The following is a 24,709-nucleotide window of genomic DNA, read 5'->3' on the forward strand; positions in this document are numbered from 1 at the left end:
AGTCGGCGCGTCTGCACACGGCGCGGGCGTCGAGTCGGCGCGTCTGCACACGGCGCGGGCGCCGAGTCGGCGCGTCTGCACACGGCGCGGGCGCCGAGTCGGCGCGTCTGCACGCAGTGGAGCGCGAGCGCCTCGCAGATCTGCCACGATGCATTTCGTGAGCAAGCAGACTCCAGCCCCCGGGCGGTCCACGCAGCGCAGCGGCATCGACGGCTACTTCAAGATCACCGAGCGCGGGTCGACCGTCGCCCGCGAGATCCGCGGCGGCGTGGTCACGTTCTTCACGATGGCCTACATCATCGTGCTCAACCCCCTGATCCTGGGCTTCGCCCAGGACGCGAACGGCGAGTTCCTCGGCGGCGGCAGCGAGCCGAACCTGCCTGCGATCGCGGCCGGCACTGCGCTGGTGGCCGGTGTGCTCACCATCCTCATGGGCATCGTCGCCAACTATCCCCTCGCCCTGGCCACCGGGCTCGGACTGAACGCGTTCGTCGCGTTCGCGGTCGCGTCCCAGATGAGCTGGGCCGAGGCGATGGGCCTCGTCGTCCTCGAGGGCGTGGTCATCCTGGTCCTGGTCCTCACCGGCTTCCGCACGGCCGTGTTCCACGCCGTGCCCGCCCAGCTCAAGGTGGCGATCTCGGTCGGCATCGGCCTCTTCATCGCCCTGATCGGCTTCGTCGACGCCGGCTGGGTGCGCCGCATCCCCGACGCCGCCAACACCACCGTGCCCGTGCAGCTCGGCCCGACCGGTCAGCTGGCCGGGTGGCCGGCACTCGTCTTCGCGCTCGGCCTGCTCCTCGTCGTCGCGCTCTGGGTGAGGAAGGTCAAGGGCGCGATCCTCATCTCGATCGTGGTCACCACGATCGTCGCGATCATCGTCGAGGCGGTCGGCGACCTGGGCTCCGCCGCGGACAACGTCACCGGCTGGATGCTGACGATCCCGGCTGTGCCGGAGGACTTCCTCCAGAGGCCGGACTTCGCGACCCTGGGCGAGGTCGACCCGTTCGGCTCGTTCGCCACCGTGGGCGTCGTGACCGCGGTGCTGCTGCTCTTCACGCTGCTGCTCGCCGACTTCTTCGACACCATGGGCACGATGACGGCGATCGGGGCCGAGGCCGGCCTGCTCGACGAGAAGGGCACGCCGCCGAACACCACGAGGATCCTCGTCGTGGACTCGATCGGGGCGGCCGCGGGCGGCGCTGCCGGCGTCTCCAGCAACACGTCGTACATCGAGAGCGCCTCGGGGGTCGGCGAGGGTGCGCGCACCGGCCTCGCCAGCGTCGTGACGGGCGTCCTCTTCCTGTTCTCGATCCTCTTCGCCCCGATCGTGTCCGTGATCCCGTCGGAGGCCGCGGTCCCCGCGCTCGTCCTCGTCGGCTTCCTGATGATGCAGCAGGTCAGAGGCATCGAGTGGGACGACCTCGAGATCGCGATCCCGGCGTTCCTCACCATCGTGCTGATGCCGTTCACCTACTCGATCTCGGTGGGCATCGGCGCCGGCTTCGTGTCCTACGTGTTCATCAAGCTGGTCCGCGGCAAGGTCGGCTCGGTCCACCCGCTCATGTGGGTGGTCGCCACGCTGTTCGTCGTCTACTTCGCGATCAACCCGATCAGCGCCTGGCTCTCCTGAGCCGAGTCGGCTGGTTTGCACAGTCCCACCCCGCCGAGTCGGCGCGTCTGCACACCTCCCATGCGCAGATGCGCCGACTCGGTGCCGTTCGCGTGCGCAGACCAGCCGACTGGCGGAATGGTTAGCACAGGTAATGAGTTATGCTAAGCATCATGCCGACAGTCGAAGCAGTCGCCGCCACCGATGCCGGGCTCGCCTCCGAGCTCCGCGTGGGAGTGATGCGACTGCGCCGCCGCCTCGCGCTCGAGCGACACCCCGACAACGAGCTGAGCATCGGCGCGATGGCCGTCCTCGGCCTCCTCATGCGCTACGGCGACCAGTCGATCGGCGAGCTGGCCCGCGCCGAGCGCGTGCAGCCGCCGTCGATGACCCGCACCGTCACCTGCCTGGAGGAGGGCGGCTACGTCGTACGGCGCCCGCACGAGACCGACGGCCGGCAGGTCGTGGTCTCGCTCAGCGACAAGGGCCGCAAGGTCGTGCTCGCCGACCGGCGGCGCCGCGACGCCTGGCTGACGCGCCGGCTGGCGGCACTCACCCCCGACGAGCGGGAGGTCCTCCGGGCCGCCGCCCCCATCCTCGACCGCCTCGCGCAGGCCGACTGACCCAGAAGGAGCCACCACGAGTCCCACGTTCCGCTCACTCGCCAACACCAACTACCGCCGCTACGCCGTCGGGGGAGTCGTCTCCAACACGGGCACCTGGATGCAGCGGGTCGCCCAGGACTGGCTGGTCCTCACCCTCACCGGGTCGGGCACCGCCCTGGGTGTGACCACCGGGCTGCAGTTCCTCCCGTTCCTGCTGGTGTCGCCCATCGCCGGCCTGGTCGCCGACCGCATCCCCAAGCAGCGCCTGCTCCAGCTCACCAACCTCGGCATGGCCGGCCCCGCGCTGCTCCTCGGCCTCCTGGCCGTCACCGGCACCGTCGAGACCTGGCACGTCTACGTCCTCGCGCTCACCCTCGGCGTGGCCAACGCCTTCGACGCGCCCGCGCGCCAGAGCTTCGTGTCCGAGATCGTGCAGCCCGACGACCTCACCAACGCCGTCAGCCTCAACTCCGCGAGCTTCAACGCCGCCCGCCTCGTCGGTCCCGCACTGGCCGGCCTCCTGATCGCCGGCCTCGGCGGAGGCGTCGTCGCGACGGGCTGGGTCATCCTGCTCAACGGCCTCAGCTACGCCGCCCCGGTGCTCGCGCTGCGGAGCATGGACGCCCGGCTGCTCGACTCGCCGGCTCCGACGACGCGCGGCCGGGGACAGCTCCGCGAGGGCGTCCGCTACGTCCGCAGCCGTCCGGACCTGATGCTGGTGCTCGCCGTCGTCTTCTTCCTGGGCACCTTCGGGCTCAACTTCCAGCTCACCTCCGCCCTGATGGCCACCGAGGTCTTCGGCAAGGGCCCCACCGAGTACGGCCTGCTCGGCACCTTCGTCGCGGTCGGGTCGCTCACCGGCGCCCTGGTGGCCGCCCGGCGCGAGCGGGTCCGGCACCGGGTGGTGGTGGGCGCCGCGATCGGGTTCGCCGTGGTGGAGGTGGCGGCCGGGCTGATGCCCACCTATGCGACGTACGCCGCCATCGTGCCCCTCCTCGGCCTGAGCGCCCTGACCGTGATCACGAGCGCCAACGCCTACATGCAGCTGCACACCGATCCCGGGGTGCGCGGCCGGGTGATGTCGCTCTACCTGATGATCTTCATGGGGGGCACCCCGCTCGGCGCGCCGCTGGTCGGCTGGGTGGGGGAGACGTACGGCGCCCGCTGGACGCTCGTGGGCGGTGGAGTCGCCACCCTGCTTGGCGTGGCAGCATCGACCGCGGTGTTCCTGCTCCTCGCCAGGCGGCGCCGGACGCGGGTGGAGGACCCCGTCCGGGAGTCCGCGCTGTCGTTTTGACCCCCCTCGCGGGGGCCGAGTAGTCTCATTCCTTGTGTCTGGCCTGCCCAGACCATTGTGCGTGCCCGCAACCCGCTGCCCTCCACAGGGGAGTCCCGGACTGCTGCACATCCGCCGCACTCGCACCACCGCAACACCACCCGAGCCCGACACGGTGTCGGGCCGTGACTAGAGGAAACGAAGGGGAACCACCCGGTGCCCACCATTCAGCAGCTGGTCCGCAAGGGCCGCCAGGACAAGGTGTCGAAGAACAAGACGCCTGCCCTGAAGGGATCTCCGCAGCGCCGTGGCGTCTGCACCCGCGTCTACACCACCACCCCGAAGAAGCCGAACTCCGCCCTTCGCAAGGTCGCCCGCGTGCGCCTGTCGAGCGGCGTCGAGGTCACCGCCTACATCCCGGGTGTCGGTCACAACCTGCAGGAGCACTCGATCGTGCTCGTCCGCGGCGGCCGCGTGAAGGACCTTCCGGGTGTCCGCTACAAGATCATCCGCGGCTCTCTCGACACCCAGGGTGTGAAGAACCGCAAGCAGGCCCGCAGCCGCTACGGCGCGAAGAAGGAGAAGTAATGCCTCGCAAGGGTCCCGCGCCCAAGCGCCCCGTCGTCGTCGACCCTGTCTACGGCTCGCAGGTCGTCACCCAGCTCGTCAGCAAGGTCCTCCAGGACGGCAAGAAGCAGGTCGCGCAGCGCATCGTCTACACCGCGCTCGAGGGGTGCCGTGAGAAGACCGGCACCGACCCCGTCGTGACCCTCAAGCGCGCGCTCGACAACGTCAAGCCCGCCATCGAGGTCAAGTCCCGCCGCGTCGGCGGTGCGACCTACCAGGTCCCCATCGAGGTCAAGGCCAACCGCGGCACCACGCTGGCGCTGCGCTGGCTCGTCGGCTACGCGGCCGACCGTCGCGAGAAGACGATGGCCGAGCGCCTCATGAACGAGATCCTCGACGCGAGCAACGGCCTCGGCGCCGCTGTGAAGAAGCGCGAGGACACCCACAAGATGGCCGAGTCCAACAAGGCCTTCGCCCACTACCGCTGGTGACCCGCGTGGCGCGCGCCGCCTCGGCGGCGCGCGCCACCCACCGCCCCATCTACTTTCGTTAGGGACTGAGACTCCTCGTGGCTGTCGACATCACCACCGACCTCAACAAGGTCCGCAACATCGGCATCATGGCGCACATCGACGCCGGCAAGACCACCACCACCGAGCGCATCCTCTTCTACACCGGCATCACCTACAAGATCGGTGAGGTCCACGAGGGTGCAGCCACGATGGACTGGATGGAGCAGGAGCAGGAGCGCGGCATCACCATCACGTCAGCCGCGACGACCTGCTGGTGGAAGAACCACCAGATCAACATCATCGACACCCCCGGCCACGTCGACTTCACCGCCGAGGTCGAGCGCTCGCTGCGCGTGCTCGACGGCGCCGTCGCGGTCTTCGACGGTGTCGCCGGCGTCGAGCCGCAGACCATGACCGTGTGGCGCCAGGCCAACAAGTACGCCGTGCCCCGCATGTGCTTCGTCAACAAGCTCGACCGCACGGGTGCCGACTTCTTCCGCTGCGTCGACATGATGGTCGAGCGCCTCAACTCCACCCCGCTGGTCCTCCAGCTCCCGATCGGCGCCGAGCAGGACTTCCTCGGCGTCGTCGACCTGGTCGGCATGCGTGCCCTGACCTGGCGCGGCGAGACCAAGATGGGTGAGGACTACGAGGTCGAGGAGATCCCGGCCGAGCTCGCCGAGCAGGCCGCGGAATACCGCGAGAAGCTCCTCGAGACGCTCGCCGAGGCCGACGACGCGGTCATGGAGAAGTACCTCGAGGGCGAGTCCTTCACCGTCGAGGAGCTCGAGGCCGCGATCCGTCGCGCCACCCTGGCCGACAAGCTCAACCCGGTCCTCTGCGGCACCGCGTTCAAGAACAAGGGCGTCCAGCCCCTGCTCGACGCGGTCGTGAAGTACCTCCCCTCCCCGCTGGACATCGACGCCATCGTCGGCCACGCGGTGAACGACGAGGAGAAGGAGATCACGCGCAAGCCGTCCGACGACGAGCCGTTCTCCGGCCTCGCCTACAAGATCGCCTCCGACCCGCACCTCGGCAAGCTGATCTACGTCCGCGTCTACTCCGGCAAGCTCGAGGCCGGCTCTTCCGTGGTCAACTCCGTGAACGGCAAGAAGGAGCGGATCGGCAAGGTCTACCAGATGCACGCCAACAAGCGTGAGGAGATCGCGTCGGTCGGCGCCGGCCAGATCGTGGCCGTCATGGGCCTCAAGGACACCAAGACCGGTCACACCCTGTGCGACCCGGCCAACCCGGTGGTCCTTGAGTCGATGACCTTCCCCGCCCCGGTGATCGAGGTCGCCATCGAGCCCAAGACCAAGGGCGACCAGGAGAAGCTCGGCACCGCGATCCAGCGCCTCTCCGACGAGGACCCGACCTTCACGGTCAAGTCCGACGAGGAGACCGGCCAGACGATCATCGCCGGCATGGGCGAGCTCCACCTGGAGATCCTCGTCGACCGCATGAAGCGCGAGTTCCGCGTCGAGGCGACCGTCGGCAAGCCGCAGGTGGCCTACCGCGAGACGATCCGCCAGAAGGTCGAGAACCACAGCTACACCCACAAGAAGCAGACGGGTGGGTCCGGCCAGTTCGCGAAGGTCGTCATCTCGCTCGAGCCGAACATCGACCCCGAGACCGGCACCGGTGCGGGCTACGAGTTCGTCAACAACGTCTCCGGTGGCCGCGTGCCCAAGGAGTACATCCCCTCGGTCGACCACGGCGGCCAGGAGGCCATGGAGTTCGGCGTCCTCGCCGGCTACCCGATGGTCGACGTGAAGTTCACGCTCGAGGACGGCGCCTACCACGACGTCGACTCGTCGGAGCTCGCGTTCAAGATCGCCGGCAACCAGGCCTTCAAGGAGGCCGCGCGCAAGGCCAGGCCGGTCCTGCTCGAGCCGATGTTCGCCGTCGAGGTCACGACCCCCGAGAGCTTCCTCGGCACCGTGATCGGCGACATCAACTCGCGCCGGGGTCAGATCCAGGCACAGGAGGAGCGTCACGGCGACATGGTCGTCAGCGCCCTCGTGCCCCTGTCCGAGATGTTCGGGTACGTTGGCGACCTGAGGTCCAAGACCTCCGGCCAGGCGTCGTACTCGATGGAGTTCGACTCGTACGCCGAGGTTCCCACGAACATCGCCGACGAGATCATCAAGAAGGTCCGCGGCGAGTAGTTCGCTGATCCACCAGCCGGACCCTCGGCACCGCACCACACCCACCACACGAGTCAAGTAACAACAACCAGGAGGAGCCCACAGTGGCTAAGGCGAAGTTCGAGCGGACCAAGCCGCACGTGAACATCGGCACGATCGGTCACATCGACCACGGCAAGACGACGCTGACCGCGGCGATCTCGAAGGTCCTGCACGACAAGTACCCGGACCTGAACGAGGAGTCGCCGTTCGACTCGATCGACAAGGCTCCCGAGGAGCGCCAGCGCGGTATCACGATCTCCATCGCGCACATCGAGTACCAGACCGAGAAGCGTCACTACGCCCACGTCGACTGCCCCGGTCACGCCGACTACATCAAGAACATGATCACCGGCGCGGCCCAGATGGACGGCGCGATCCTCGTGGTTGCTGCGACCGACGGCCCGATGCCGCAGACCCGTGAGCACGTGCTGCTCGCGCGCCAGGTCGGCGTGCCCGCCCTGGTCGTCGCGCTCAACAAGTGCGACATGGTCGACGACGAGGAGCTCATCGAGCTCGTCGAGATGGAGGTGCGCGAGCTCCTCTCCGAGTACGAGTTCCCGGGCGACGACATCCCCGTCGTGCGCGTGGCTGCCTTCCCGGCCCTCAACGGCGACGCCAAGTGGGGCGAGTCGGTGGCCGAGCTCATGGACGCGGTCGACGAGTACATCCCGACCCCGGCGCGCGACACCGACAAGCCGTTCCTGATGCCCGTCGAGGACGTCTTCACGATCACCGGTCGTGGCACCGTCATCACCGGCCGCATCGAGCGTGGCATCGTCAAGGTCAACGAGGAGGTCGAGATCATCGGCATCCGCGAGGGCTCGCAGAAGACCACCGTCACCGGTGTCGAGATGTTCCGCAAGCTCCTCGACGAGGGCCAGGCCGGTGAGAACGTCGGTCTGCTGCTCCGTGGCACCAAGCGCGAGGACGTCGAGCGCGGCATGGTCGTCGTGAAGCCGGGCACCACCACCCCGCACACCAACTTCGAGGCGAGCGTCTACATCCTCTCGAAGGAGGAGGGTGGCCGTCACACCCCGTTCTTCAACAACTACCGTCCGCAGTTCTACTTCCGCACCACGGACGTCACGGGTGTCGTGACCCTGCCCGAGGGCACCGAGATGGTCATGCCCGGCGACAACACCGAGATGTCGGTCGAGCTGATCCAGCCCATCGCGATGGACGAGGGCCTGCGCTTCGCCATCCGCGAGGGTGGTCGCACGGTCGGCGCCGGTCGCGTCACCAAGATCACCAAGTGATCGACTGATTCAATCCCTGCGGCCCCGGACTCCCCGAGTCCGGGGCCGCAGTGCATTTCGGGACGGGGACACGTCGCGGCTCCGTACGCTGGCGGGGACGGCGTGTCGCGGACTGCCCCGCGTGTGGGCGGGATCCCGGCGCGGAAGCCGGCCCTCCTCAACCCGAACCGCCACTCCGCGCCTGTCGGCCCGGATGCGGTCTGCGCCGCGGTGACCGGGACAATGGGGGAGTGACCGAGCCCGTCCGACCCGCCCGCCCGCACCACAAGCTGACCGAGGAGGGCCGGCGGATGCGGGAGGTGCTGACCTACTCGCGGCGGGGCAGCCGATTCACGCCGCGCCAGGCCGAGGCCTGGGAGACGCACCACGAGAGCTGGGTCATCCCGGACACCGCCGTGGACGAGCCGGGCTTCGACCTCGCCGAGTGGTTCGGCCGCGAGGCGCCACTGGTGGTCGAGATCGGCTCCGGAGTCGGCGAGGCGACGGCCGTGCTGGCCGCTGCCCGGCAGGAGGTCAACGTGCTCGCCTTCGAGGTCTGGCGTCCGGGCATCGCCGACGGCCTGTGGCGCGTCGCGGAGGCGGGGGCCGACAACGTCCGCTTCTGCTCGGTCGACGCGGTGTGGTCGCTGGAGCACCTCCTCGGCCCGGGGAGCATCACCGAGCTGTGGACCTTCTTCCCCGACCCCTGGCACAAGAAGAAGCACCACAAGCGCCGCCTCGTGACCCGCCCGAACGCCGAGCTCGCCGCCTCCCGCCTCGTCGAGGGCGGCCGGTGGCGGCTGGCCACCGACTGGGCCGACTACGCACAGCAGATGGTCGAGGTGCTCGACGCGGTCCCGAGCCTGGAGGGCGGCGTCGTCGAGCGCTGGGCGGAGCGCCCGGTCACCAGGTTCGAGCGCAAGGGCCTCGCCGCCGGCCGGGAGATCACCGACCTTCTCTACCGCCGTGTCCCCGGGCGCCCCTAGGTTGTCCGCCGTGAGGGGGACGCTCGTGGTCGTGACCGCACTCCTCCTGGGCGCCTGTTCCGGGCCGGACGCAGGCAGCACGCCCGACGCAGTGCCCTCGAGTGCGCCTGCGGCTGGCCCCGAGCCGTTCCTCGAGCGCTGCGGCACCGGGATCGGCGCGCTCCCGAAGGACGCGCCCGTCCGCGACGACGTGGTCCTCGGCGACGGCGGCGTCCGGCTCGCCGCGGGCGTCCTCGGCCCGCAGGAGGCCGGCCGGGTGGGCGTCGTGCACCTGCACCAGCTCGGCAACTCGGGGTGCGGGTGGGGCATGCTCGCGACCGCCACGGCCGAGGCGGGTGTGACCAGCGTGCTGATGGACGTCTGCGGCTACGGCGCCTCCGAGTGCGGCCCCGAGCCTCCGATCGCCGACCAGGTGGACCTCGCTGCGGCGTACCTCCGCCACCTGGGCGTACGCCGCGTGGTCGTCGTGGGTGCGTCGATGGGCGGCTCGCTGGCGGTCCAGGCTGTCGCAGGAGGCGCCGACGTGGACGTCTGGGTGGACCTGTCCGGGCCGCCGGCGTGGGGCGAGACGCGGCTCCTGGACGTCGCCGGGGACGTCGACGAGCCCGGCCTGGTGGTCTTCGCGCCCACCGACGGGGCGCAGGCGTTCGAAGCGGCCCGTCGGCTCGCGGACCGGACCGGGGCCCGGTTCCACCGGGCGCGGGCCGGGCACGGCTGGGGCCTGGTGACCACGCTGCGTGGCAGACTGACCCCGGTGGGGGAGCGGGTGCTGGACTTCGTCCTCCGCTCGTGAGCAGCCCGGAACCGTTCCGATTTGGTGTGCCCCGCACATGTCTGCCAAGATGTTCCGGTTGCTCCGGCGGGCCGCCGGGGTGCGACCACATTGACTACTGAATCGCGTCTCCTGATCGCTTTCGGTAGTTGGCGTGCGGCCGCACCGTCCAGGAGACCCGATCAGCTCGACGAACCGTCGGGCGCCACCGAAGAAACACCATCGAGATCCACGCGTCTCGTGTTGTGCGAAAACTGCGCGACACGCCCGACCGCGGGGGTCGGAGGGTGGGTGGTGGAGAGACAGGCGGGACGGCACCACCCGGAGCCGGATCGAGAACAGACCAGCACACGCGGTACACCCCACGCGGGGCGTACGAGATCGATAAGGACGAGAGAGACCTATGGCGGGACAGAAGATCCGCATCAGGCTCAAGGCCTATGACCACGAGGTGATCGACACCTCGGCGCGCAAGATCGTGGACACCGTCACCCGCACGGGTGCCAAGGTCGCCGGCCCCGTGCCGCTGCCGACCGAGAAGAACGTGTACTGCGTCATCCGCTCGCCCCACAAGTACAAGGACTCTCGCGAGCACTTCGAGATGCGCACCCACAAGCGCCTCATCGACATCATCGACCCCACGCCGAAGACCGTCGACTCGCTCATGCGCCTCGACCTGCCTGCCGGCGTCGACATCGAGATCAAGCTCTGAGGTCGGACAACATGACTGCCACTTTCGAACGCAACGTGAAGGGCCTGCTGGGCACCAAGCTCGGCATGACCCAGCTCTGGGATGAGAACAACAAGGTCGTCCCCGTCACCGTGATCGCTGCCGCGACCAACGTCGTGACCCAGGTCCGCCAGCCCCAGACCGACGGCTACAACGCCATCCAGGTCGGCTACGGCGAGATCGAGGCGCGCAAGGTCAACAAGCCCGAGTCGGGCCACTTTGCCAAGGCCGGCGTGACGCCCCGTCGTCACGTGGTCGAGATCCGCACGGCGGACGCCGCCTCCTACACCGTCGGCCAGGAGCTCAGCCCCGAGCTGTTCGCCGCCGGCGAGGAGATCGACGTGACCGGCACCAGCAAGGGCAAGGGCTTCGCCGGCACGATGAAGCGCCACGGCTTCTCCGGTGTCTCCGCCTCGCACGGCGCCCACCGCAACCACCGCAAGCCGGGCTCCATCGGCGCCTGCGCCACGCCGGGTCGCGTCTTCAAGGGCACCCGGATGTCGGGTCGGATGGGTAACGACACGGTCACCACCCAGAACGTGACGGTGCACGCCGTCGACGCCGAGAAGGGCCTGATCCTGCTCAAGGGTGCCGTTCCCGGCCCCCGCGGCGGCCTCGTGGTCCTCCGCTCGGCCGCCAAGAAGACCCAGGAGGCCTGAGCATGGCTAGCAAGAACGTCAAGGTCGTCTCCGTCGACCTGCCGGCCGAGATCTTCGACGCCGAGGTCAACGTCCCCCTGATCCACCAGGTGGTCGTGGCCCAGCAGGCCGCTGCGCGCCAGGGCACGCACGCCACCAAGACCCGCGGCGAGGTCCGCGGCGGTGGCAAGAAGCCCTACAAGCAGAAGGGCACCGGCCGCGCCCGCCAGGGCTCGACCCGCGCTCCGCAGTTCGCCGGCGGTGGCGTCGTCCACGGCCCGCAGCCGCGCAGCTACGACCAGCGCACCCCCAAGAAGATGAAGGCCGCCGCCCTGCGCGGTGCCCTCTCCGACCGGGCCCGCAACGGTCGTGTCCACGTGGTCGACGGCCTGGTGTCGGGCGAGACGCCTTCCACCAAGGCCGCGCTCGCCGCGCTGGGGTCGCTGACCGACCGCGCCCGCTACCTCGTGGTGCTCGAACGTTCCGACGCCGTGACCTGGCTCTCGCTGCGCAACGCGCAGCAGGTGCACATCGTCGCGGTCGACCAGCTCAACACCTACGACGTGCTGGCCTCGGACGACGTGGTCTTCACCAAGGGCGCGTACGAAGCGTTCGTGACCGGCGCCGCTGCCGCGGTCTCGAGCCGCAAGGCTGCCGCCCCGGCCGGCGAGGTGGCGGCTCCCGCCGCTGGCAAGAAGGCCAAGGCCGATGAGGAGGACGACAAGTGAGCACCCTGCACAAGGACCCCCGCGACATCCTGATCGCGCCGGTCGTGTCGGAGAAGAGCTACTCGCTGCTCGACGCGAACAAGTACACCTTCATCGTCCGTCCGGACGCCAACAAGACCGAGATCAAGATCGCGGTCGAGAAGGTGTTCAACGTCAAGGTCACCTCGGTCAACACGATCAACCGCCAGGGCAAGACGCGTCGCACCCGCTACGGGATCGGCAAGCGTGCCAACACCAAGCGCGCCATCGTCTCGCTCGCCGAGGGCCACCGCATCGACATCTTCGGCCAGGTCGGCTGACCGGCGACTGATTAGGACTGATTGAACATGGCTATCCGCAAGTACAAGCCGACTACCCCGGGCCGTCGTGGCTCGTCGGTGGCCGACTTCGTCGAGATCACCCGGACCACGCCGGAGAAGTCGCTGACGCGCCCGCTGCCCAAGAAGGGCGGTCGCAACAACCAGGGCCGCATCACCACCCGTCACCAGGGTGGTGGCCACAAGCGGGCCTACCGCATCATCGACTTCCGCCGCTACGACAAGGACGGCGTGCCGGCCAAGGTCGCTCACATCGAGTACGACCCCAACCGCACCGCCCGCATCGCGCTGCTGCACTTCGCGGACGGCGAGAAGCGCTACATCGTCGCGCCCAAGGACCTGGTCCAGGGCACGGTGGTGGAGTCGGGCCCCAACGCCGACATCAAGCCGGGCAACAACCTCCCGCTGCGCAACATCCCGGTCGGCACCACGATCCACTGCGTGGAGCTGCGTCCGGGCGGCGGCGCCAAGATCGCCCGCTCGGCGGGCAACTCCGCCCAGCTCGTCGCCCGCGAGGGCAGCCGCGCCACGCTGCGCATGCCCTCGGGCGAGATGCGCTTCGTCGACGTGCGCTGCCGCGCGACGGTGGGCGAGGTCGGCAACGCCGAGCAGTCCAACATCAACTGGGGCAAGGCCGGCCGCATGCGCTGGAAGGGCAAGCGCCCGACCGTCCGCGGTGTCGTCATGAACCCGGTCGACCACCCGCACGGCGGTGGTGAGGGCAAGACCTCGGGTGGCCGCCACCCGGTCTCCCCCTGGGGCAAGCCCGAGGGCCGCACGCGCAAGCGCAAGGCCTCTGACTCGCAGATCATCCGTCGCCGCAAGACCGGCAAGGGTAGGAAGTAACTGACATGCCTCGCAGCCTGAAGAAGGGCCCCTTCGTCGACGACCACCTGATGAAGAAGGTGGACGCGGAGAACGACAAGGGCAGCCACAACGTCATCAAGACGTGGTCCCGCCGCTCGATGATCGTGCCGGCCATGATCGGCCACACGATCGCCGTGCACGACGGGCGCAAGCACGTCCCCGTGTTCGTGACCGACGCGATGGTCGGCCACAAGCTCGGTGAGTTCGCCCCGACCCGTACGTACAAGGGTCACGTGAAGGAAGACCGGAAGGGTCGTCGTCGCTGAGGCGGCGTCGATTCGAGGAACTGGAGAGAACGAGCACATGAGCGTTACTGAGCGCAGGCGCACGAGCGCCCGCCGCGAGTCGCTGCTCGGCGACCAGCCGGGTGCCTTCGCGAGCGCACGCTACGTACGGATTTCCCCCATGAAGGCTCGCCGTGTCGTCGACATGGTGCGCGGCCTTCCTGTCAACGACGCCCTGGCAGCGCTGCAGTTCGCGCCGCAGGCCGCGTCGGAGACGGTCTACAAGGTGCTGGAGAGCGCCGTCGCGAACGCCGCGACCACCGAGGGCCTGGCCACCGACGACCTCGTCGTCTCGGTCGCCATGGTCGACGAGGGTCCGACGATGAAGCGCTGGCGCCCTCGTGCGCAGGGCCGGGCCACCCGGATCAACAAGCGCACGAGCCACATCACCCTCGCCGTGCAGCCGGCCTCCGCAGTCGCTGCGAAGGCCACCAAGACGGCGAAGAAGGAAGGTGCCTGATGGGCCAGAAGATCAACCCGAACGGCTTCCGCCTCGGCATCTCGACCGACCACAAGAGCCGTTGGTACGCCGACAAGCTCTACAAGTCCTACGTCGGTGAAGACGTCGCGATCCGCAAGCTGCTGTCCAAGGGCATGGAGCGCGCCGGCATCTCCAAGGTCGAGATCGAGCGCACCCGTGACCGCGTCCGCGTGGACATCCACACGGCCCGCCCGGGCATCGTCATCGGTCGCCGTGGCGCCGAGGCCGACCGCATCCGTGGCGAGCTGGAGAAGCTCACGGGCAAGCAGGTGCAGCTGAACATCCTCGAGGTGAAGAACCCCGAGATCGACGCGCAGCTGGTCGCCCAGGGCGTCGCCGAGCAGCTGTCCGGCCGTGTGCAGTTCCGTCGCGCCATGCGCAAGGCGATGCAGACCTCCATGCGCTCCGGCGCCAAGGGCATCCGCATCCAGTGCTCGGGCCGCCTCAACGGCGCCGAGATGTCGCGCACCGAGTTCTACCGCGAGGGTCGCGTGCCGCTGCACACCCTGCGCGCGGACATCGACTACGGCTTCTACGAGGCCCGCACGACCTTCGGCCGCATCGGCGTCAAGGTCTGGATCTACAAGGGCGAGGTCGCCGGCACCCGTGCCGAGCGCCAGGCGCAGGCTGCTGCCCGCGCCGGTGCGCCGGGCCGCGGTGGCGCCGGCCGTCCCTCGCGTGGCGGTGACCGCCCGAGCCGTGGCTCGCGTGGCGACCGTCCGACCCGTAGCGACCGCACCGACGGCGCGACCTCTGCCCCGGCCGAGGCTGCTGCTCCCACCGGTGAGGCCGCGACTGCTACCACCGGACAGGAGGGCTGACCACCATGCTGATGCCCCGTCGTGTCAAGCACCGCAAGCAGCACCACCCCAAGCGGAGCGGTGCGGCCAAGGGTGGCACCACGCTCGCGTTCGGCGACTTCGGCATCCAGGCGATCGAGGGTCACTACGTGACCAACCGCCAGATCGAGTCGGCCCGTATCGCCATGACCCGTCACATCAAGCGTGGCGGCAAGGTGTGGATCAACATCTACCCCGACCGCCCGCTGACCAAGAAGCCCGCCGAGACCCGCATGGGTTCCGGTAAGGGCTCGCCCGAGTGGTGGGTCGCCAACGTCAAGCCCGGCCGCGTCATGTTCGAGCTCTCCGGTGTCTCCGAGGACGTCGCCCGCGAGGCGATGCGTCGTGCGATGCACAAGCTGCCCATGAAGTGCCGCTTCATCTCCCGAGAGGCTGGTGAGTTCTGATGGCCGACAAGCTGAGTGCCCACGAACTCGACTCCATGAACGCTGCGGACCTCGAGGCCAAGCTGCGCGAGGCCAAGGAGGAGCTGTTCAACCTGCGCTTCCAGGCGGCCACGGGCCAGCTGGAGAGCCACGGCCGGCTCCGCACGGTCAAGAAGGACATCGCCCGGATCTACACCGTGGTGCGCGAGCGCGAGCTCGGCATCCGCACCGCCCCGGGCGCGAGCAACACGAAGACTGAAGAGGCAACCGCATGAGCGAGAACGAGACCGTCGACCGCAACGCGCGCAAGGTCCGTGAGGGCCTTGTCGTGAGCGACAAGATGGACAAGACGATCGTCGTCGCCGTCGAGGACCGCGTGAAGCACGCCCTCTACGGCAAGGTCATGCGCAAGACCTCGCGCCTCAAGGCCCACGACGAGCAGAACGAGTGCGGCATCGGCGACCGGGTCCTGATCATGGAGACCCGTCCGCTGTCCGCCACGAAGCGCTGGCGCCTCGTGCAGGTCGTCGAAAAGGCCAAGTGACCCCCTCACTGGCATCGCCGTAGCAGGCGCGTCAGTCAACACATCAGTTCGGCCAGGCTCCAGGTCCGCGGGACCTGAGAGAACCAGCTCGACAACCAGGAGAAATCAATGATCCAGCAGGAGTCGCGACTCAAGGTCGCCGACAACACCGGTGCGAAGGAGATCCTCTGCATCCGGGTGCTCGGTGGCTCTGGGCGTCGCTACGCCGGCATCGGTGACGTCATCGTCGCCACCGTCAAGGACGCGATCCCCGGTGGCAACGTCAAGAAGGGTGACGTCGTCAAGGCCGTGGTCGTGCGCACCGTCAAGGAGCGTCGCCGCGCCGACGGTTCCTACATCCGCTTCGACGAGAACGCCGCCGTGATCCTCAAGAACGACGGCGAGCCGCGAGGCACCCGCATCTTCGGCCCCGTCGGCCGCGAGCTGCGCGAGAAGAAGTTCATGAAGATCATCTCGCTCGCGCCGGAGGTGCTGTGAGTCATGGGTAGGAAGAGCATGAACATCAAGAAGGGCGACACCGTCAAGGTGATCGCCGGCAAGGACAAGGGCGCCGAGGGCAAGGTGATCTCGGTCCTCCGTGAGGAGGAGCGCGTCATCGTCGAGGGTGTCAACCGCATCAAGAAGCACACCAAGCCCGTCCAGGGCGGCGGCACCGGCGGCATCATCACCGCCGAGGCCCCCATCCACGTGTCCAACGTGATGCTGGTCGAGGGTGACGGCGTCACGCGCATCGGTTTCCGCCGTGACGAGGTCACGAAGCGTCGGCCCGACGGCTCGACGTACTCCGCGGAGCGCTCGGTGCGCATCTCGCGCAAGACCGGGAAGGAGATCTGAGATGACGGAGACCCAGATTCCTCGTCTCAAGGCCCGCTACCGCGAGGAGATCGTCCCCGCGCTGCAGTCCGAGTTCGACATCAAGAACATCATGCAGGTCCCCGGCCTGACCAAGATCGTGGTCAACATGGGCGTCGGCGAGGCTGCCCGCGACTCCAAGCTGATCGAGGGCGCCATCAAGGACCTCACCGCGATCACCGGCCAGAAGCCGTCGGTCACCAAGGCCCGCAAGTCCATCGCGCAGTTCAAGCTGCGCGAGGGCATGCCGATCGGTGCCCACGTCACCCTGCGTGGCGACCGCATGTGGGAGTTCCTCGACCGGCTGCTCAGCCTGGCGCTGCCCCGCATCCGTGACTTCCGCGGCCTCTCGCCGAAGCAGTTCGACGGTCGCGGCAACTACACGTTCGGCCTCACGGAGCAGGTGATGTTCCACGAGATCGACCAGGACCGGATCGACCGCTCGCGCGGCATGGACATCACGGTCGTCACCACCGCCACCAACGACGACGAGGGTCGCGCCCTGCTCAAGCAGCTCGGCTTCCCGTTCAAGGAGAACTGACATGGCGAAGACTGCTCTGAAGGTCAAGGCCGCCCGCAAGCCCAAGTTCGCGGTCCGCGGCTACACCCGCTGCCAGCGCTGCGGCCGTCCCAAGGCCGTCTACCGCAAGTTCGGCCTGTGCCGGATCTGCCTCCGGGAGATGGCGCACCGCGGCGAGCTGCCCGGCGTGACCAAATCCTCCTGGTGACCCGACCGGGATCACCCCACACCAACTCGTTCCCACAACGATCGCTGCAGGTCGCACCTGAGATGCAGGTGCGAAACCACGGTGGAGAAAGGGCCTCACGGCCATGACGATGACTGACCCGATCGCAGACATGCTCACGCGTCTGCGCAACGCCAACCAGGCGTACCACGACGCGGTGTCGATGCCTTACAGCAAGATGAAGGCCGGCCTCGCGGAGATCCTCCAGCAGGAGGGCTACATCACCTCGTACGAGGTGAAGGAGCCGGCCGAGGGCGAGGTCGGCAAGACCCTCGTGATCACCCTCAAGTACGGCCGCAACCGCGAGCGCTCCATCGCCGGCGTCCGCCGCATCAGCAAGCCCGGCCTGCGGGTCTACGCCAAGCACACGGGCCTGCCCAAGGTGCTCGGCGGCCTCGGCGTCGCGATCATCTCGACGAGCCAGGGACTGCTCACCGACCGCCAGGCCAACCAGAAGGGCGTGGGCGGCGAAGTCCTCGCCTACGTCTGGTGACCCCGGACTACTGAGACCAAGAAGGAGAAGAGAAGCATGTCGCGCATTGGCAAGCTCCCCATCGCGGTCCCGTCCGGCGTCGACGTCGCGATCGAGGACTCGCTGGTGACGGTGAAGGGCCCCAAGGGCACCCTGAGCCACACCGTGGCGAGCCCGATCATCGTCGAGAAGGGCGAGGACGGCATCATCGAGGTCAAGCGGCCCGACGACGAGCGCAACAGCCGCTCGCTGCACGGCCTGACCCGCACCCTGATCAACAACATGGTGGTCGGTGTGACCGAGGGCTACGAGAAGAAGCTCGAGATCGTGGGGGTGGGCTACCGCGTGCTGCCCAAGGGCCCCACGCAGCTGGAGTTCCAGCTCGGCTACTCGCACCCGATCATCTTCGACGCCCCCGAGGGCATCACGTTCACCACCGAGGGCCCGACCAAGCTCGGTGTCGTCGGCATCGACAAGCAGCTCGTCGGAGAGGTTGCGGCCAACATCCGCAAGCTGCGCAAGCCCGAGCCCTACAAGGGCAAGGGCGTGCGTTACGCCGGCGAGCAGATCCGCCGCAAGGTCGGAAAGGCTGGTAAGTGACCATGGCGATCTCGCTGTCCAACAACAAGCACACCGCTGCCCGCGTCCGCTCGCGCCTGCGCCGTCAGGTCCGTGGCCGCAAGCGCATCTCGGGCACGGCGGAGCGTCCGCGCCTGGTCGTCACCCGGTCCTCGAAGCACATCACCGTGCAGGTCGTGGACGACCTGCAGGGCAAGACGCTGGCCTACGCCTCCACCATGGAGGCCGACGTCCGCGCGACCGAGGGCGACAAGACCGCCAAGGCCAAGAAGGTCGGTGAGCTCGTCGCCGAGCGCGCCAAGGCCGCTGGCATCGACGGCGTCGTCTTCGACCGCGCCGGCAACAAGTACCACGGCCGCATCGCGGCCCTTGCTGATGCTGCCCGTGAGGGCGGCCTGTCCTTCTGATCGCATCAGAATTTCTATAGAGGAGTAAGTCTCATGAGCGGAGCCCAGCGCGGACAGCGCGGTGGCGAGCGCCAGGGCGGGGATCGTCGCGGACGCGACGACCGCCGCAACGCCGGCGCGGACAAGACCGCCTACATCGAGCGCGTCGTTGCGATCAACCGTGTCGCCAAGGTCGTGAAGGGTGGTCGTCGTTTCAGCTTCACCGCCCTCGTGATCGTCGGTGACGGTGAGGGTCTGGTCGGCGTCGGCTACGGCAAGGCGAAGGAAGTTCCCGCGGCGATCGCCAAGGGTGTCGAGGAGGCCAAGAAGCACTTCTTCAAGGTCCCCCGCATCCAGGGCACCATCCCGCACCCGGTCCAGGGCGAGAAGGCCGCGGGCGTCGTCCTGCTGCGCCCCGCTGCCCCCGGTACCGGTGTGATCGCCGGTGGCCCGGTGCGTGCCGTCCTGGAGTGCGCCGGCATCCACGACGTGCTGAGCAAGTCGCTCGGTTCGTCCAACCAGATCAACATCGTCCACGCCACCGTCGAGGCGCTGAAGATGCTGGAGGAGCCCGAGGCCGTGGCCGCGCGTCGTGGGATGTCCGTCGAGGACGTCACCCCGGCCGCGCTGCTCAGGGCCCGCGCGGAGGTGGCCGGCTGATGGCACAGCTCAAGGTCCAGCAGAAGAAGTCCACGATCGGCGTGAAGGCCAACCAGCGCGAGACCCTGCGCTCGCTCGGCCTCAAGCGCATCGGTGACGTGGTCGTCAAGGAGGACCGCCCGGAGATCCGCGGCATGGTCCACACCGTCCGTCACCTGGTGACGGTCGAGGAGGTCGACTGACATGACGCTCAAGCTGCACCACCTGCGTCCCGCCCCCGGCGCCAAGACCGCGAAGACCCGTGTGGGTCGTGGTGAGGGCTCGAAGGGCAAGACGGCCGGCCGCGGTACCAAGGGAACCAAGGCCCGCTACCAGGTCCCGGCCGCCTTCGAGGGTGGCCAGATGCCGATCCACATGCGGCTCCCGAAGCTCAAGGGCTTCAAGAACCCGTTCAAGGTCGAGTTCCAGGTCGTCAACCTCGACCGCCTGGGCGAGCTCTTCCCCGAGGGCGGCGCGGTCACGGTCGAGGACCTGGTCGCCAAGGGCGCGGTCCGCAAGGGCCAGCCGGTCAAGGTCCTGGGCGCCGGCGACATCAGCGTCGCTGTCCAGGTGACCGCCGACGCCTTCTCCGGCTCCGCCAAGGAGAAGATCGAGGCTGCCGGCGGCACCGTCACCGTCGCCTGAGGCCGCCACCGAGCCAGGCGTGGGCCCGGTCGAACAGTGGGAACTGTCCGACCGGGCCTTCCCGTTCCTAAAGGTAGGGGCCTGACGGGTGACTGTTAGGCTGCACCGGTCCCTCGCAGCTGGCTGCGGGGGCGTCGTACGCCGTGTCCGGGCCGCTCGGTCCGGCACACCCCCAGAGAAGAGGATGCAGTGCTAGGCGCGTTCGCCAACGCTTTCCGCACGCCGGACCTGCGGCGCAAGCTGCTGTTCGTCCTGTTGATCGTCACCATCTTCCGGCTGGGCTCCCAGGTCCCCACCCCGGGCGTCCACGTGGCGAACGTGCAGTCGTGCATCGCCGACATCGAGAACTCCGGCCTCTACAGCCTGATCAACCTCTTCTCGGGCGGCGCGCTGCTCCAGCTGACGATCTTCGCGTTGGGGATCATGCCCTACATCACCGCCAGCATCATCCTGCAGCTGCTCGTCGTGGTCATCCCACGGCTCGAGGCGCTGAAGAAGGAGGGCCAGGCGGGGCAGTCCAAGATCACCCAGTACACGCGCTACCTCACCCTGGGCCTGGCGGTCCTGCAGGCCACCGGCATCGTCGCGCTCGCCCGGTCCGGCAACCTGCTCCAGGGCTGCACGCTCGACCTGCTGCACAGCGACACCACCTCGACCTTCCTGGTCATGGTCATCACCATGACCGCCGGCACCGCTGTGATCATGTGGCTCGGCGAGCTCATCACCGACCGCGGCATCGGCAACGGCATGTCGATCCTGATCTTCTGCCAGGTGGTCGCCACCTTCCCGGGCTCCCTGTGGGCGGTGCAGCAGTCGCAGGGCTGGTGGATCTTCGGCATCGTGATGGTGATCGGCCTCGTCCTCGTGGCGGGCGTCATCTTCATCGAGCAGGCGCAGCGCCGGATCCCTGTGCAGTACGCCCGGCGGATGGTGGGCCGCAAGATGTTCGGCGGCTCCTCGACATACATCCCGCTCAAGGTCAACCAGGCCGGCATCATCCCGGTCATCTTCGCCTCGTCGCTGCTCTACCTGCCTGCGATGGCGGTGCAGTTCAACCAGGCGAGCACCTCCCCGGTGATCCGCTTCATCAACGACTACCTCGTCGGCGGAGACCACCCCCTCTACATGGCGATCTACTTCGCCCTGATCATCTTCTTCACGTACTTCTACGTCTCGATCACCTTCAACCCCACGGAGGTCGCGGACAACATGAAGAAGTACGGCGGCTTCATCCCCGGGATCCGGGCGGGCAAGCCGACCGAGGACTACCTGTCCTACGTCCTGTCCCGCATCACGTTCCCTGGAGCTCTCTACCTCGGCCTGATCTCCCTGGTCCCCCTGATCGCCTTCGCGCTGATCAACGCCAACCAGAACTTCCCCTTCGGCGGCACCTCGATCCTGATCATGGTGGGCGTCGCACTCGACACGGTGAAGCAGATCGAGAGCCAGCTCCAGCAGCGCAACTACGAAGGGTTCCTCCGCTAAATGAGACTCATCATCATGGGGCCGCCCGGTGCCGGCAAGGGCACGCAGGCCAAGTTCATCGCTGAGCACTTCGGCATCCCCGCCATCTCGACCGGCGACATCTTCCGGGCCAACGTCTCGCAGGGGACACCGCTGGGCGTCGAGGCCAAGCGCTTCATGGACGCGGGGGAGTACGTCCCCGACCAGATCACCAACGAGATGGTGCGCAACCGCATCGCCGAGCCCGACGCGGACCCCGGCTTCCTCCTGGACGGCTACCCGCGGACCCTCGCCCAGGTCGAGGAGCTCGACGACATGATCGCGGACACCGGCCACAAGCTCGATGCCGTGCTGGCCCTGACCGTCGACCGGGACGAGATCGTGCAGCGCCTGCTGGCGCGCGCGGAGATCGAGGGCCGCGCGGATGACACGGAGGAGGTCATCCGCCGTCGTCAGGAGCTCTACCTCGAGGAGACCAAGCCGCTCATCGAGATCTACCGCGACCGGGGCCTGCTCATCGAGGTCGACGGCATGGGCGAGGTCGACGACGTGACCGAGCGCTGCTTCGCGGCGCTCGACGTCGTCCCGCAGAGCTGAGCGAGCAGGCCTGAGTCGTGTTCAGCCGTGAGCGTGGCCTGGAGATCAAGACCCCGGGGCAGATCGACCAGATGCGGGTCGCCGGCCTGCTGGTCGGCGAGACGCTCGACCTGCTCCGGCAGGCGGTCGAGCCCGGCATGACGACGGGTGACCTCGACCGCTTGGCCGAGAGCAACATCCGCGACCACGGCGGCATCCCGTCGTTCAAGGGCTATGGGGTGCCGCCGTTCCCGGCGACCATCTGCGCCTCGGTCAACGACGAGGTCGTGCACGGCATCCCGGGCGACCGCGTGCTCGAGGACGGCGACGTGGTCTCGATCGACTGCGGGGCGATCGTCGACGGCTGGCACGGCGACGCCGCGATCACCGTGGCGGTGGGCGAGGTGAAGCCCGAGGTCCTCGAGCTGATGCGGGTGACCGAGGAGGCCCTGTGGCGCGGCATGGCCGCGGCGCACCTGGGCGGCCGGGTGAGCGACATCGGCCACGCCATCGAGCGCTACGTCCGCTCGCAGGGTGCCTACGGCATCCTCGAGGACTACACCGGCCACGGGATCGGCACCGAGATGCACATGCCGCCCAACGTCCCCAACTACGGCAAGCGCGGCAAGGGGCCGACGCTCGTCGAGGGCCTGGCCCTGGCCGTGGAGCCGATGGTGACCCTCGGCAGCAAGCACACCGACGTGCTCGAGGACGAGTGGACCGTCGCCACCGTCGACGGCTCCTACGCCGCCCACTTCGAGCACACGTTCACGCTCACGCCGCAGGGCGCCTGGGTGCTCACCGCCGTGGACGGCGGCGCGGCCAGGCTCGCCGAGCTCGGCGTCCCATACGGTGGTCGCTGAGCACGCCGGTTTCCCCCCGGCCTGCCCGTCGTGGGATGATCGGGGCACCAGGAGGGGAGTATTCCCCCGTGGTGGTGTCGTCAGTACGGCGGGGCTTCAGGCCCTGCCCGGTGCCACCGGTCCGCGCGCGCGGGCGGAAGAGACCTCCGGAGCACGCATCCGCGCGCGCCCGCGCCCGGACACCCGTCCACTCCGGAGGAGAACCCCGCTGTGAATTCGTTGATCGGTGACTCCGTCGCCTCGCCCGCGGTCTGGGCCATCACGGTCGCCGTGACCCTGACCGTCCTGCTGGTCGACCTGCTCGTGATCGGCCGCAAGTCGCACGAGCCGTCGATGCGGGAGGTCAGCACCCACCTGGCGTTCTACGTCGGCCTCGCCGTGCTCTTCGGCATCGGCCTGTGGGTCTTCGCCGAGCCGCACGAGCTGTCCCCGGCCCCCGGGCCCGAGTTCTTCGCCGGCTGGCTGACCGAATACTCGCTGTCTGTCGACAACCTGTTCATCTTCATCATCATCATGGCCAAGTTCGGCGTGCCACGCGCCTACCAGCAGACGGCCCTGATGATCGGCATCGTGCTGGCCCTCATCATGCGCGCGATCTTCATCGTGGTCGGCGCCGCGGCGATCGAGAACTTCAGCTGGGTCTTCTACCTCTTCGGCCTCTTCCTCATCTACACGGCGGTCAAGCTCGCCAAGGAGGGCGGCGAGGACGAGGACGAGTACGAGGAGAACAAGCTGGTCAAGTACGCCGAGACGCACCTGCCGGCGACCAGCCAGTGGCACGGCACCAGGATCTGGGCCAGGGTCGAGGGCAAGCGGCTGGTGACCCCGATGTTCTTCGTGATCCTCACGCTCGGCACGACCGACCTGCTCTTCGCGCTCGACTCCATCCCGGCGATCTACGGCCTGACGCAGGACCCCTACCTCGTGTTCACCGCCAACATCTTCGCCCTGATGGGCCTGCGCCAGCTCTACTTCCTCATCGGCGGGCTGCTGCAGCGCCTGATCTACCTCTCCTACGGCCTGGCGTTCCTGCTCGGCTTCATCGGCGTCAAGCTGATGCTCCACGCGATGCACGTGAACGAGCTGTCGTTCATCAACGGCGGCCACCACATCGAGTGGGCGCCGGAGATCCCGATCTGGCTGTCGCTGTCGGTCATCGTCGGCACCCTCGCCATCACCGCGGTCGCCTCGCTGTGGGCGTCCAGCAGGATGGCGGCCGCCGAGCAGGACGCCGTCACCGGGCCGCGGCGCGACTGGGACAACGACTGACCGTCGTCAGCACGCCCGTCGGACCGCCGCGACGTCCTCGTCGGTGAGCGGCAGGTCCCACTGGGCCGCGACGGCGACGTAACGGCGCCCGTAGGCGCACCGTGAGGCCCGGCGGGGTGGCAGCCACTCCGCCGGGCCTGCGGCTCCCTTGGCGTCGTTGACGGCGGCCGACACCGCCAGGAGCTCACGGCGTACGTCGTTGGCGAAGGCGACGCGGCGCCGCTGGCTCCAGGCCCAGGCGCCGCCGTGCCAGGCGCGCGCCAGCGGGTAGACGTGGTCGACGGCGATCCAGTAGCCGTCGTCGCGCCAGGTGAGCTCCTCGCCGGTGTAGGGGTCGGTGAGCCGAGCCTCGTAGATGCGGCACTCCGACCCCCAGCGCAGCTCGATGTCGCGCATCTGCCGCAGCAGCACGTCCTGGCGCGTGTCGCACCCGTTGTGGCCGCCCACGCCGTCGTGGTCGTCCGTCCAGGCGGGGCCGAAGACGCAGGCCCCGGGGTCGCAGGCGCGGTCGTAGCCCGGCTGCCAGTCGATCTCGTCGACGACCTCGACTTCGCGCAGCAGGCGCTCGAGGACCGGCATCGCGGGCCGAGGCGTCACTGAGGAGGCCCCGGGGCCCGGGGGAGTCGTCGGGGAGACCACTGCGCACCCCGCCA

General features: G+C 68.6%; 34 protein-coding genes and 1 pseudogene. 34 read left to right on the forward strand and 1 reads right to left on the reverse strand.

Annotated elements, in window-relative coordinates; translation table 11 throughout:
• The first annotated feature begins 148 nt into the window (after positions 1-148).
• The 34 genes and pseudogenes from DDE18_RS03280 (at position 149) to DDE18_RS03445 (ending at position 24,056) form a co-directional block, all read left to right on the forward strand.
• Positions 149-1,630, forward strand: a complete 1,482-nt coding sequence (locus DDE18_RS03280; protein ID WP_116570768.1) for an NCS2 family permease — start codon at positions 149-151, stop codon at positions 1,628-1,630.
• 152 nt (positions 1,631-1,782) lie between these two features.
• Entirely contained in the window at positions 1,783-2,232 is a 450-nt protein-coding gene (locus DDE18_RS03285) for a MarR family winged helix-turn-helix transcriptional regulator (protein WP_245916415.1), read from the forward strand.
• A 40-nt stretch (positions 2,233-2,272) separates the two neighbouring features.
• Positions 2,273-3,511, forward strand: a pseudogene (locus tag DDE18_RS03290) (MFS transporter); the annotation flags it as partial.
• Positions 3,512-3,706: 195 nt separating this feature from the next.
• Entirely contained in the window at positions 3,707-4,078 is a 372-nt protein-coding gene (gene rpsL, locus DDE18_RS03295; protein ID WP_107771884.1) for a 30S ribosomal protein S12, read from the forward strand.
• Complete coding sequence (rpsG, locus tag DDE18_RS03300) at positions 4,078-4,548, forward strand: 30S ribosomal protein S7 (protein ID WP_116570770.1); 471 nt, start codon at positions 4,078-4,080, stop codon at positions 4,546-4,548. Before rpsL ends, rpsG begins: the two co-directional genes overlap by 1 nt.
• 77 nt (positions 4,549-4,625) lie before the next feature.
• Complete coding sequence (gene fusA, locus DDE18_RS03305; RefSeq protein ID WP_116570771.1) at positions 4,626-6,737, forward strand: elongation factor G; 2,112 nt, start codon at positions 4,626-4,628, stop codon at positions 6,735-6,737.
• A gap of 83 nt (positions 6,738-6,820) precedes the next feature.
• Positions 6,821-8,014: an elongation factor Tu gene (gene tuf, locus DDE18_RS03310; RefSeq protein WP_116570772.1), complete on the forward strand. Its 1,194-nt coding sequence runs from the start codon at positions 6,821-6,823 to the stop codon at positions 8,012-8,014.
• 230 nt (positions 8,015-8,244) lie between these two features.
• Positions 8,245-8,979: a tRNA (guanine(46)-N(7))-methyltransferase TrmB gene (gene trmB, locus DDE18_RS03315; RefSeq protein ID WP_245916416.1), complete on the forward strand. Its 735-nt coding sequence runs from the start codon at positions 8,245-8,247 to the stop codon at positions 8,977-8,979.
• Between the two features lie 10 nt (positions 8,980-8,989).
• On the forward strand, positions 8,990-9,772 hold the full coding sequence (locus tag DDE18_RS03320) for an alpha/beta fold hydrolase (protein WP_133241136.1): 783 nt from the start codon (positions 8,990-8,992) through the stop codon (positions 9,770-9,772).
• A gap of 382 nt (positions 9,773-10,154) precedes the next feature.
• Positions 10,155-10,463 carry a 30S ribosomal protein S10 gene (gene rpsJ / locus DDE18_RS03325; protein ID WP_008360994.1) on the forward strand — a complete coding sequence of 103 codons (309 nt, stop codon included), beginning with the start codon at positions 10,155-10,157 and terminating at the stop codon, positions 10,461-10,463.
• An 11-nt stretch (positions 10,464-10,474) separates the two neighbouring features.
• Positions 10,475-11,140 (forward strand): 50S ribosomal protein L3, encoded by a 666-nt coding sequence (rplC, locus tag DDE18_RS03330; RefSeq protein WP_116570774.1) that lies wholly within the window; start codon positions 10,475-10,477, stop codon positions 11,138-11,140.
• 2 nt (positions 11,141-11,142) lie between these two features.
• The gene (rplD, locus tag DDE18_RS03335; RefSeq protein WP_116570775.1) at positions 11,143-11,847 is read left to right on the forward strand and encodes a 50S ribosomal protein L4, sunset domain variant; all 705 of its coding nucleotides are present in this window, start codon (positions 11,143-11,145) and stop codon (positions 11,845-11,847) included.
• A complete protein-coding gene (rplW, locus tag DDE18_RS03340; protein ID WP_116570776.1) occupies positions 11,844-12,146 on the forward strand; it encodes a 50S ribosomal protein L23 in 303 nt (100 codons plus the stop codon). Before rplD ends, rplW begins: the two co-directional genes overlap by 4 nt.
• Before the next feature lie 27 nt (positions 12,147-12,173).
• Positions 12,174-13,010, forward strand: a complete 837-nt coding sequence (gene rplB, locus DDE18_RS03345) for a 50S ribosomal protein L2 (protein WP_116570777.1) — start codon at positions 12,174-12,176, stop codon at positions 13,008-13,010.
• 5 nt (positions 13,011-13,015) lie between these two features.
• Positions 13,016-13,297, forward strand: a complete 282-nt coding sequence (gene rpsS / locus DDE18_RS03350) for a 30S ribosomal protein S19 (protein WP_116570778.1) — start codon at positions 13,016-13,018, stop codon at positions 13,295-13,297.
• Positions 13,298-13,334: 37 nt separating this feature from the next.
• Positions 13,335-13,775: a 50S ribosomal protein L22 gene (gene rplV, locus DDE18_RS03355; protein ID WP_116570779.1), complete on the forward strand. Its 441-nt coding sequence runs from the start codon at positions 13,335-13,337 to the stop codon at positions 13,773-13,775.
• The gene (rpsC, locus tag DDE18_RS03360) at positions 13,775-14,617 is read left to right on the forward strand and encodes a 30S ribosomal protein S3 (RefSeq protein WP_116570780.1); all 843 of its coding nucleotides are present in this window, start codon (positions 13,775-13,777) and stop codon (positions 14,615-14,617) included. Before rplV ends, rpsC begins: the two co-directional genes overlap by 1 nt.
• Positions 14,618-14,622: 5 nt before the next feature.
• Positions 14,623-15,042, forward strand: a complete 420-nt coding sequence (gene rplP / locus DDE18_RS03365; protein WP_116570781.1) for a 50S ribosomal protein L16 — start codon at positions 14,623-14,625, stop codon at positions 15,040-15,042.
• Positions 15,042-15,296, forward strand: a complete 255-nt coding sequence (gene rpmC / locus DDE18_RS03370; protein WP_116570782.1) for a 50S ribosomal protein L29 — start codon at positions 15,042-15,044, stop codon at positions 15,294-15,296. The genes rplP and rpmC overlap by 1 nt, the downstream gene beginning before the upstream one ends.
• A complete protein-coding gene (gene rpsQ / locus DDE18_RS03375) occupies positions 15,293-15,565 on the forward strand; it encodes a 30S ribosomal protein S17 (RefSeq protein WP_116570783.1) in 273 nt (90 codons plus the stop codon). The genes rpmC and rpsQ overlap by 4 nt, the downstream gene beginning before the upstream one ends.
• Positions 15,566-15,673: 108 nt before the next feature.
• Positions 15,674-16,042: a 50S ribosomal protein L14 gene (gene rplN / locus DDE18_RS03380; protein WP_116570784.1), complete on the forward strand. Its 369-nt coding sequence runs from the start codon at positions 15,674-15,676 to the stop codon at positions 16,040-16,042.
• A 3-nt stretch (positions 16,043-16,045) separates the two neighbouring features.
• On the forward strand, positions 16,046-16,399 hold the full coding sequence (gene rplX, locus DDE18_RS03385; RefSeq protein WP_116570785.1) for a 50S ribosomal protein L24: 354 nt from the start codon (positions 16,046-16,048) through the stop codon (positions 16,397-16,399).
• A 1-nt stretch (position 16,400) separates the two neighbouring features.
• Positions 16,401-16,958: a 50S ribosomal protein L5 gene (gene rplE, locus DDE18_RS03390; RefSeq protein WP_116570786.1), complete on the forward strand. Its 558-nt coding sequence runs from the start codon at positions 16,401-16,403 to the stop codon at positions 16,956-16,958.
• 1 nt (position 16,959) lies between these two features.
• The gene (locus DDE18_RS03395; protein ID WP_011757321.1) at positions 16,960-17,145 is read left to right on the forward strand and encodes a type Z 30S ribosomal protein S14; all 186 of its coding nucleotides are present in this window, start codon (positions 16,960-16,962) and stop codon (positions 17,143-17,145) included.
• 103 nt (positions 17,146-17,248) lie between these two features.
• Positions 17,249-17,656, forward strand: coding sequence for a 30S ribosomal protein S8 (gene rpsH, locus DDE18_RS03400; protein WP_116570787.1), 408 nt, complete (start codon positions 17,249-17,251; stop codon positions 17,654-17,656).
• Positions 17,657-17,692: 36 nt separating this feature from the next.
• Positions 17,693-18,235: a 50S ribosomal protein L6 gene (gene rplF, locus DDE18_RS03405; RefSeq protein WP_116570788.1), complete on the forward strand. Its 543-nt coding sequence runs from the start codon at positions 17,693-17,695 to the stop codon at positions 18,233-18,235.
• Positions 18,236-18,237: 2 nt separating this feature from the next.
• Positions 18,238-18,621: a 50S ribosomal protein L18 gene (gene rplR, locus DDE18_RS03410; RefSeq protein WP_116570789.1), complete on the forward strand. Its 384-nt coding sequence runs from the start codon at positions 18,238-18,240 to the stop codon at positions 18,619-18,621.
• Between the two features lie 33 nt (positions 18,622-18,654).
• The gene (gene rpsE, locus DDE18_RS03415) at positions 18,655-19,260 is read left to right on the forward strand and encodes a 30S ribosomal protein S5 (RefSeq protein WP_116570790.1); all 606 of its coding nucleotides are present in this window, start codon (positions 18,655-18,657) and stop codon (positions 19,258-19,260) included.
• The gene (gene rpmD, locus DDE18_RS03420; RefSeq protein ID WP_116570791.1) at positions 19,260-19,442 is read left to right on the forward strand and encodes a 50S ribosomal protein L30; all 183 of its coding nucleotides are present in this window, start codon (positions 19,260-19,262) and stop codon (positions 19,440-19,442) included. Before rpsE ends, rpmD begins: the two co-directional genes overlap by 1 nt.
• 1 nt (position 19,443) lies before the next feature.
• On the forward strand, positions 19,444-19,884 hold the full coding sequence (gene rplO, locus DDE18_RS03425; protein ID WP_116570792.1) for a 50S ribosomal protein L15: 441 nt from the start codon (positions 19,444-19,446) through the stop codon (positions 19,882-19,884).
• A gap of 189 nt (positions 19,885-20,073) precedes the next feature.
• On the forward strand, positions 20,074-21,369 hold the full coding sequence (gene secY, locus DDE18_RS03430; protein ID WP_116570793.1) for a preprotein translocase subunit SecY: 1,296 nt from the start codon (positions 20,074-20,076) through the stop codon (positions 21,367-21,369).
• Positions 21,370-21,945 (forward strand): adenylate kinase, encoded by a 576-nt coding sequence (locus tag DDE18_RS03435; RefSeq protein WP_116570794.1) that lies wholly within the window; start codon positions 21,370-21,372, stop codon positions 21,943-21,945.
• A gap of 17 nt (positions 21,946-21,962) precedes the next feature.
• Complete coding sequence (map, locus tag DDE18_RS03440) at positions 21,963-22,787, forward strand: type I methionyl aminopeptidase (RefSeq protein WP_116570795.1); 825 nt, start codon at positions 21,963-21,965, stop codon at positions 22,785-22,787.
• A gap of 210 nt (positions 22,788-22,997) precedes the next feature.
• A complete protein-coding gene (locus DDE18_RS03445) occupies positions 22,998-24,056 on the forward strand; it encodes a TerC family protein (protein WP_170313256.1) in 1,059 nt (352 codons plus the stop codon).
• A gap of 6 nt (positions 24,057-24,062) precedes the next feature.
• Here DDE18_RS03445 and DDE18_RS03450 read toward each other — a convergent pair whose 3' ends face one another.
• The gene (locus tag DDE18_RS03450; RefSeq protein WP_211754375.1) at positions 24,063-24,653 is read right to left on the reverse strand and encodes an HNH endonuclease family protein; all 591 of its coding nucleotides are present in this window, start codon (positions 24,651-24,653) and stop codon (positions 24,063-24,065) included.
• Positions 24,654-24,709 lie beyond the last annotated feature (56 nt).

Origin of the sequence: Nocardioides gansuensis (genome assembly GCF_003076135.1) — a bacterium.
GTDB classification, from domain to species: domain Bacteria; phylum Actinomycetota; class Actinomycetes; order Propionibacteriales; family Nocardioidaceae; genus Nocardioides; species Nocardioides gansuensis.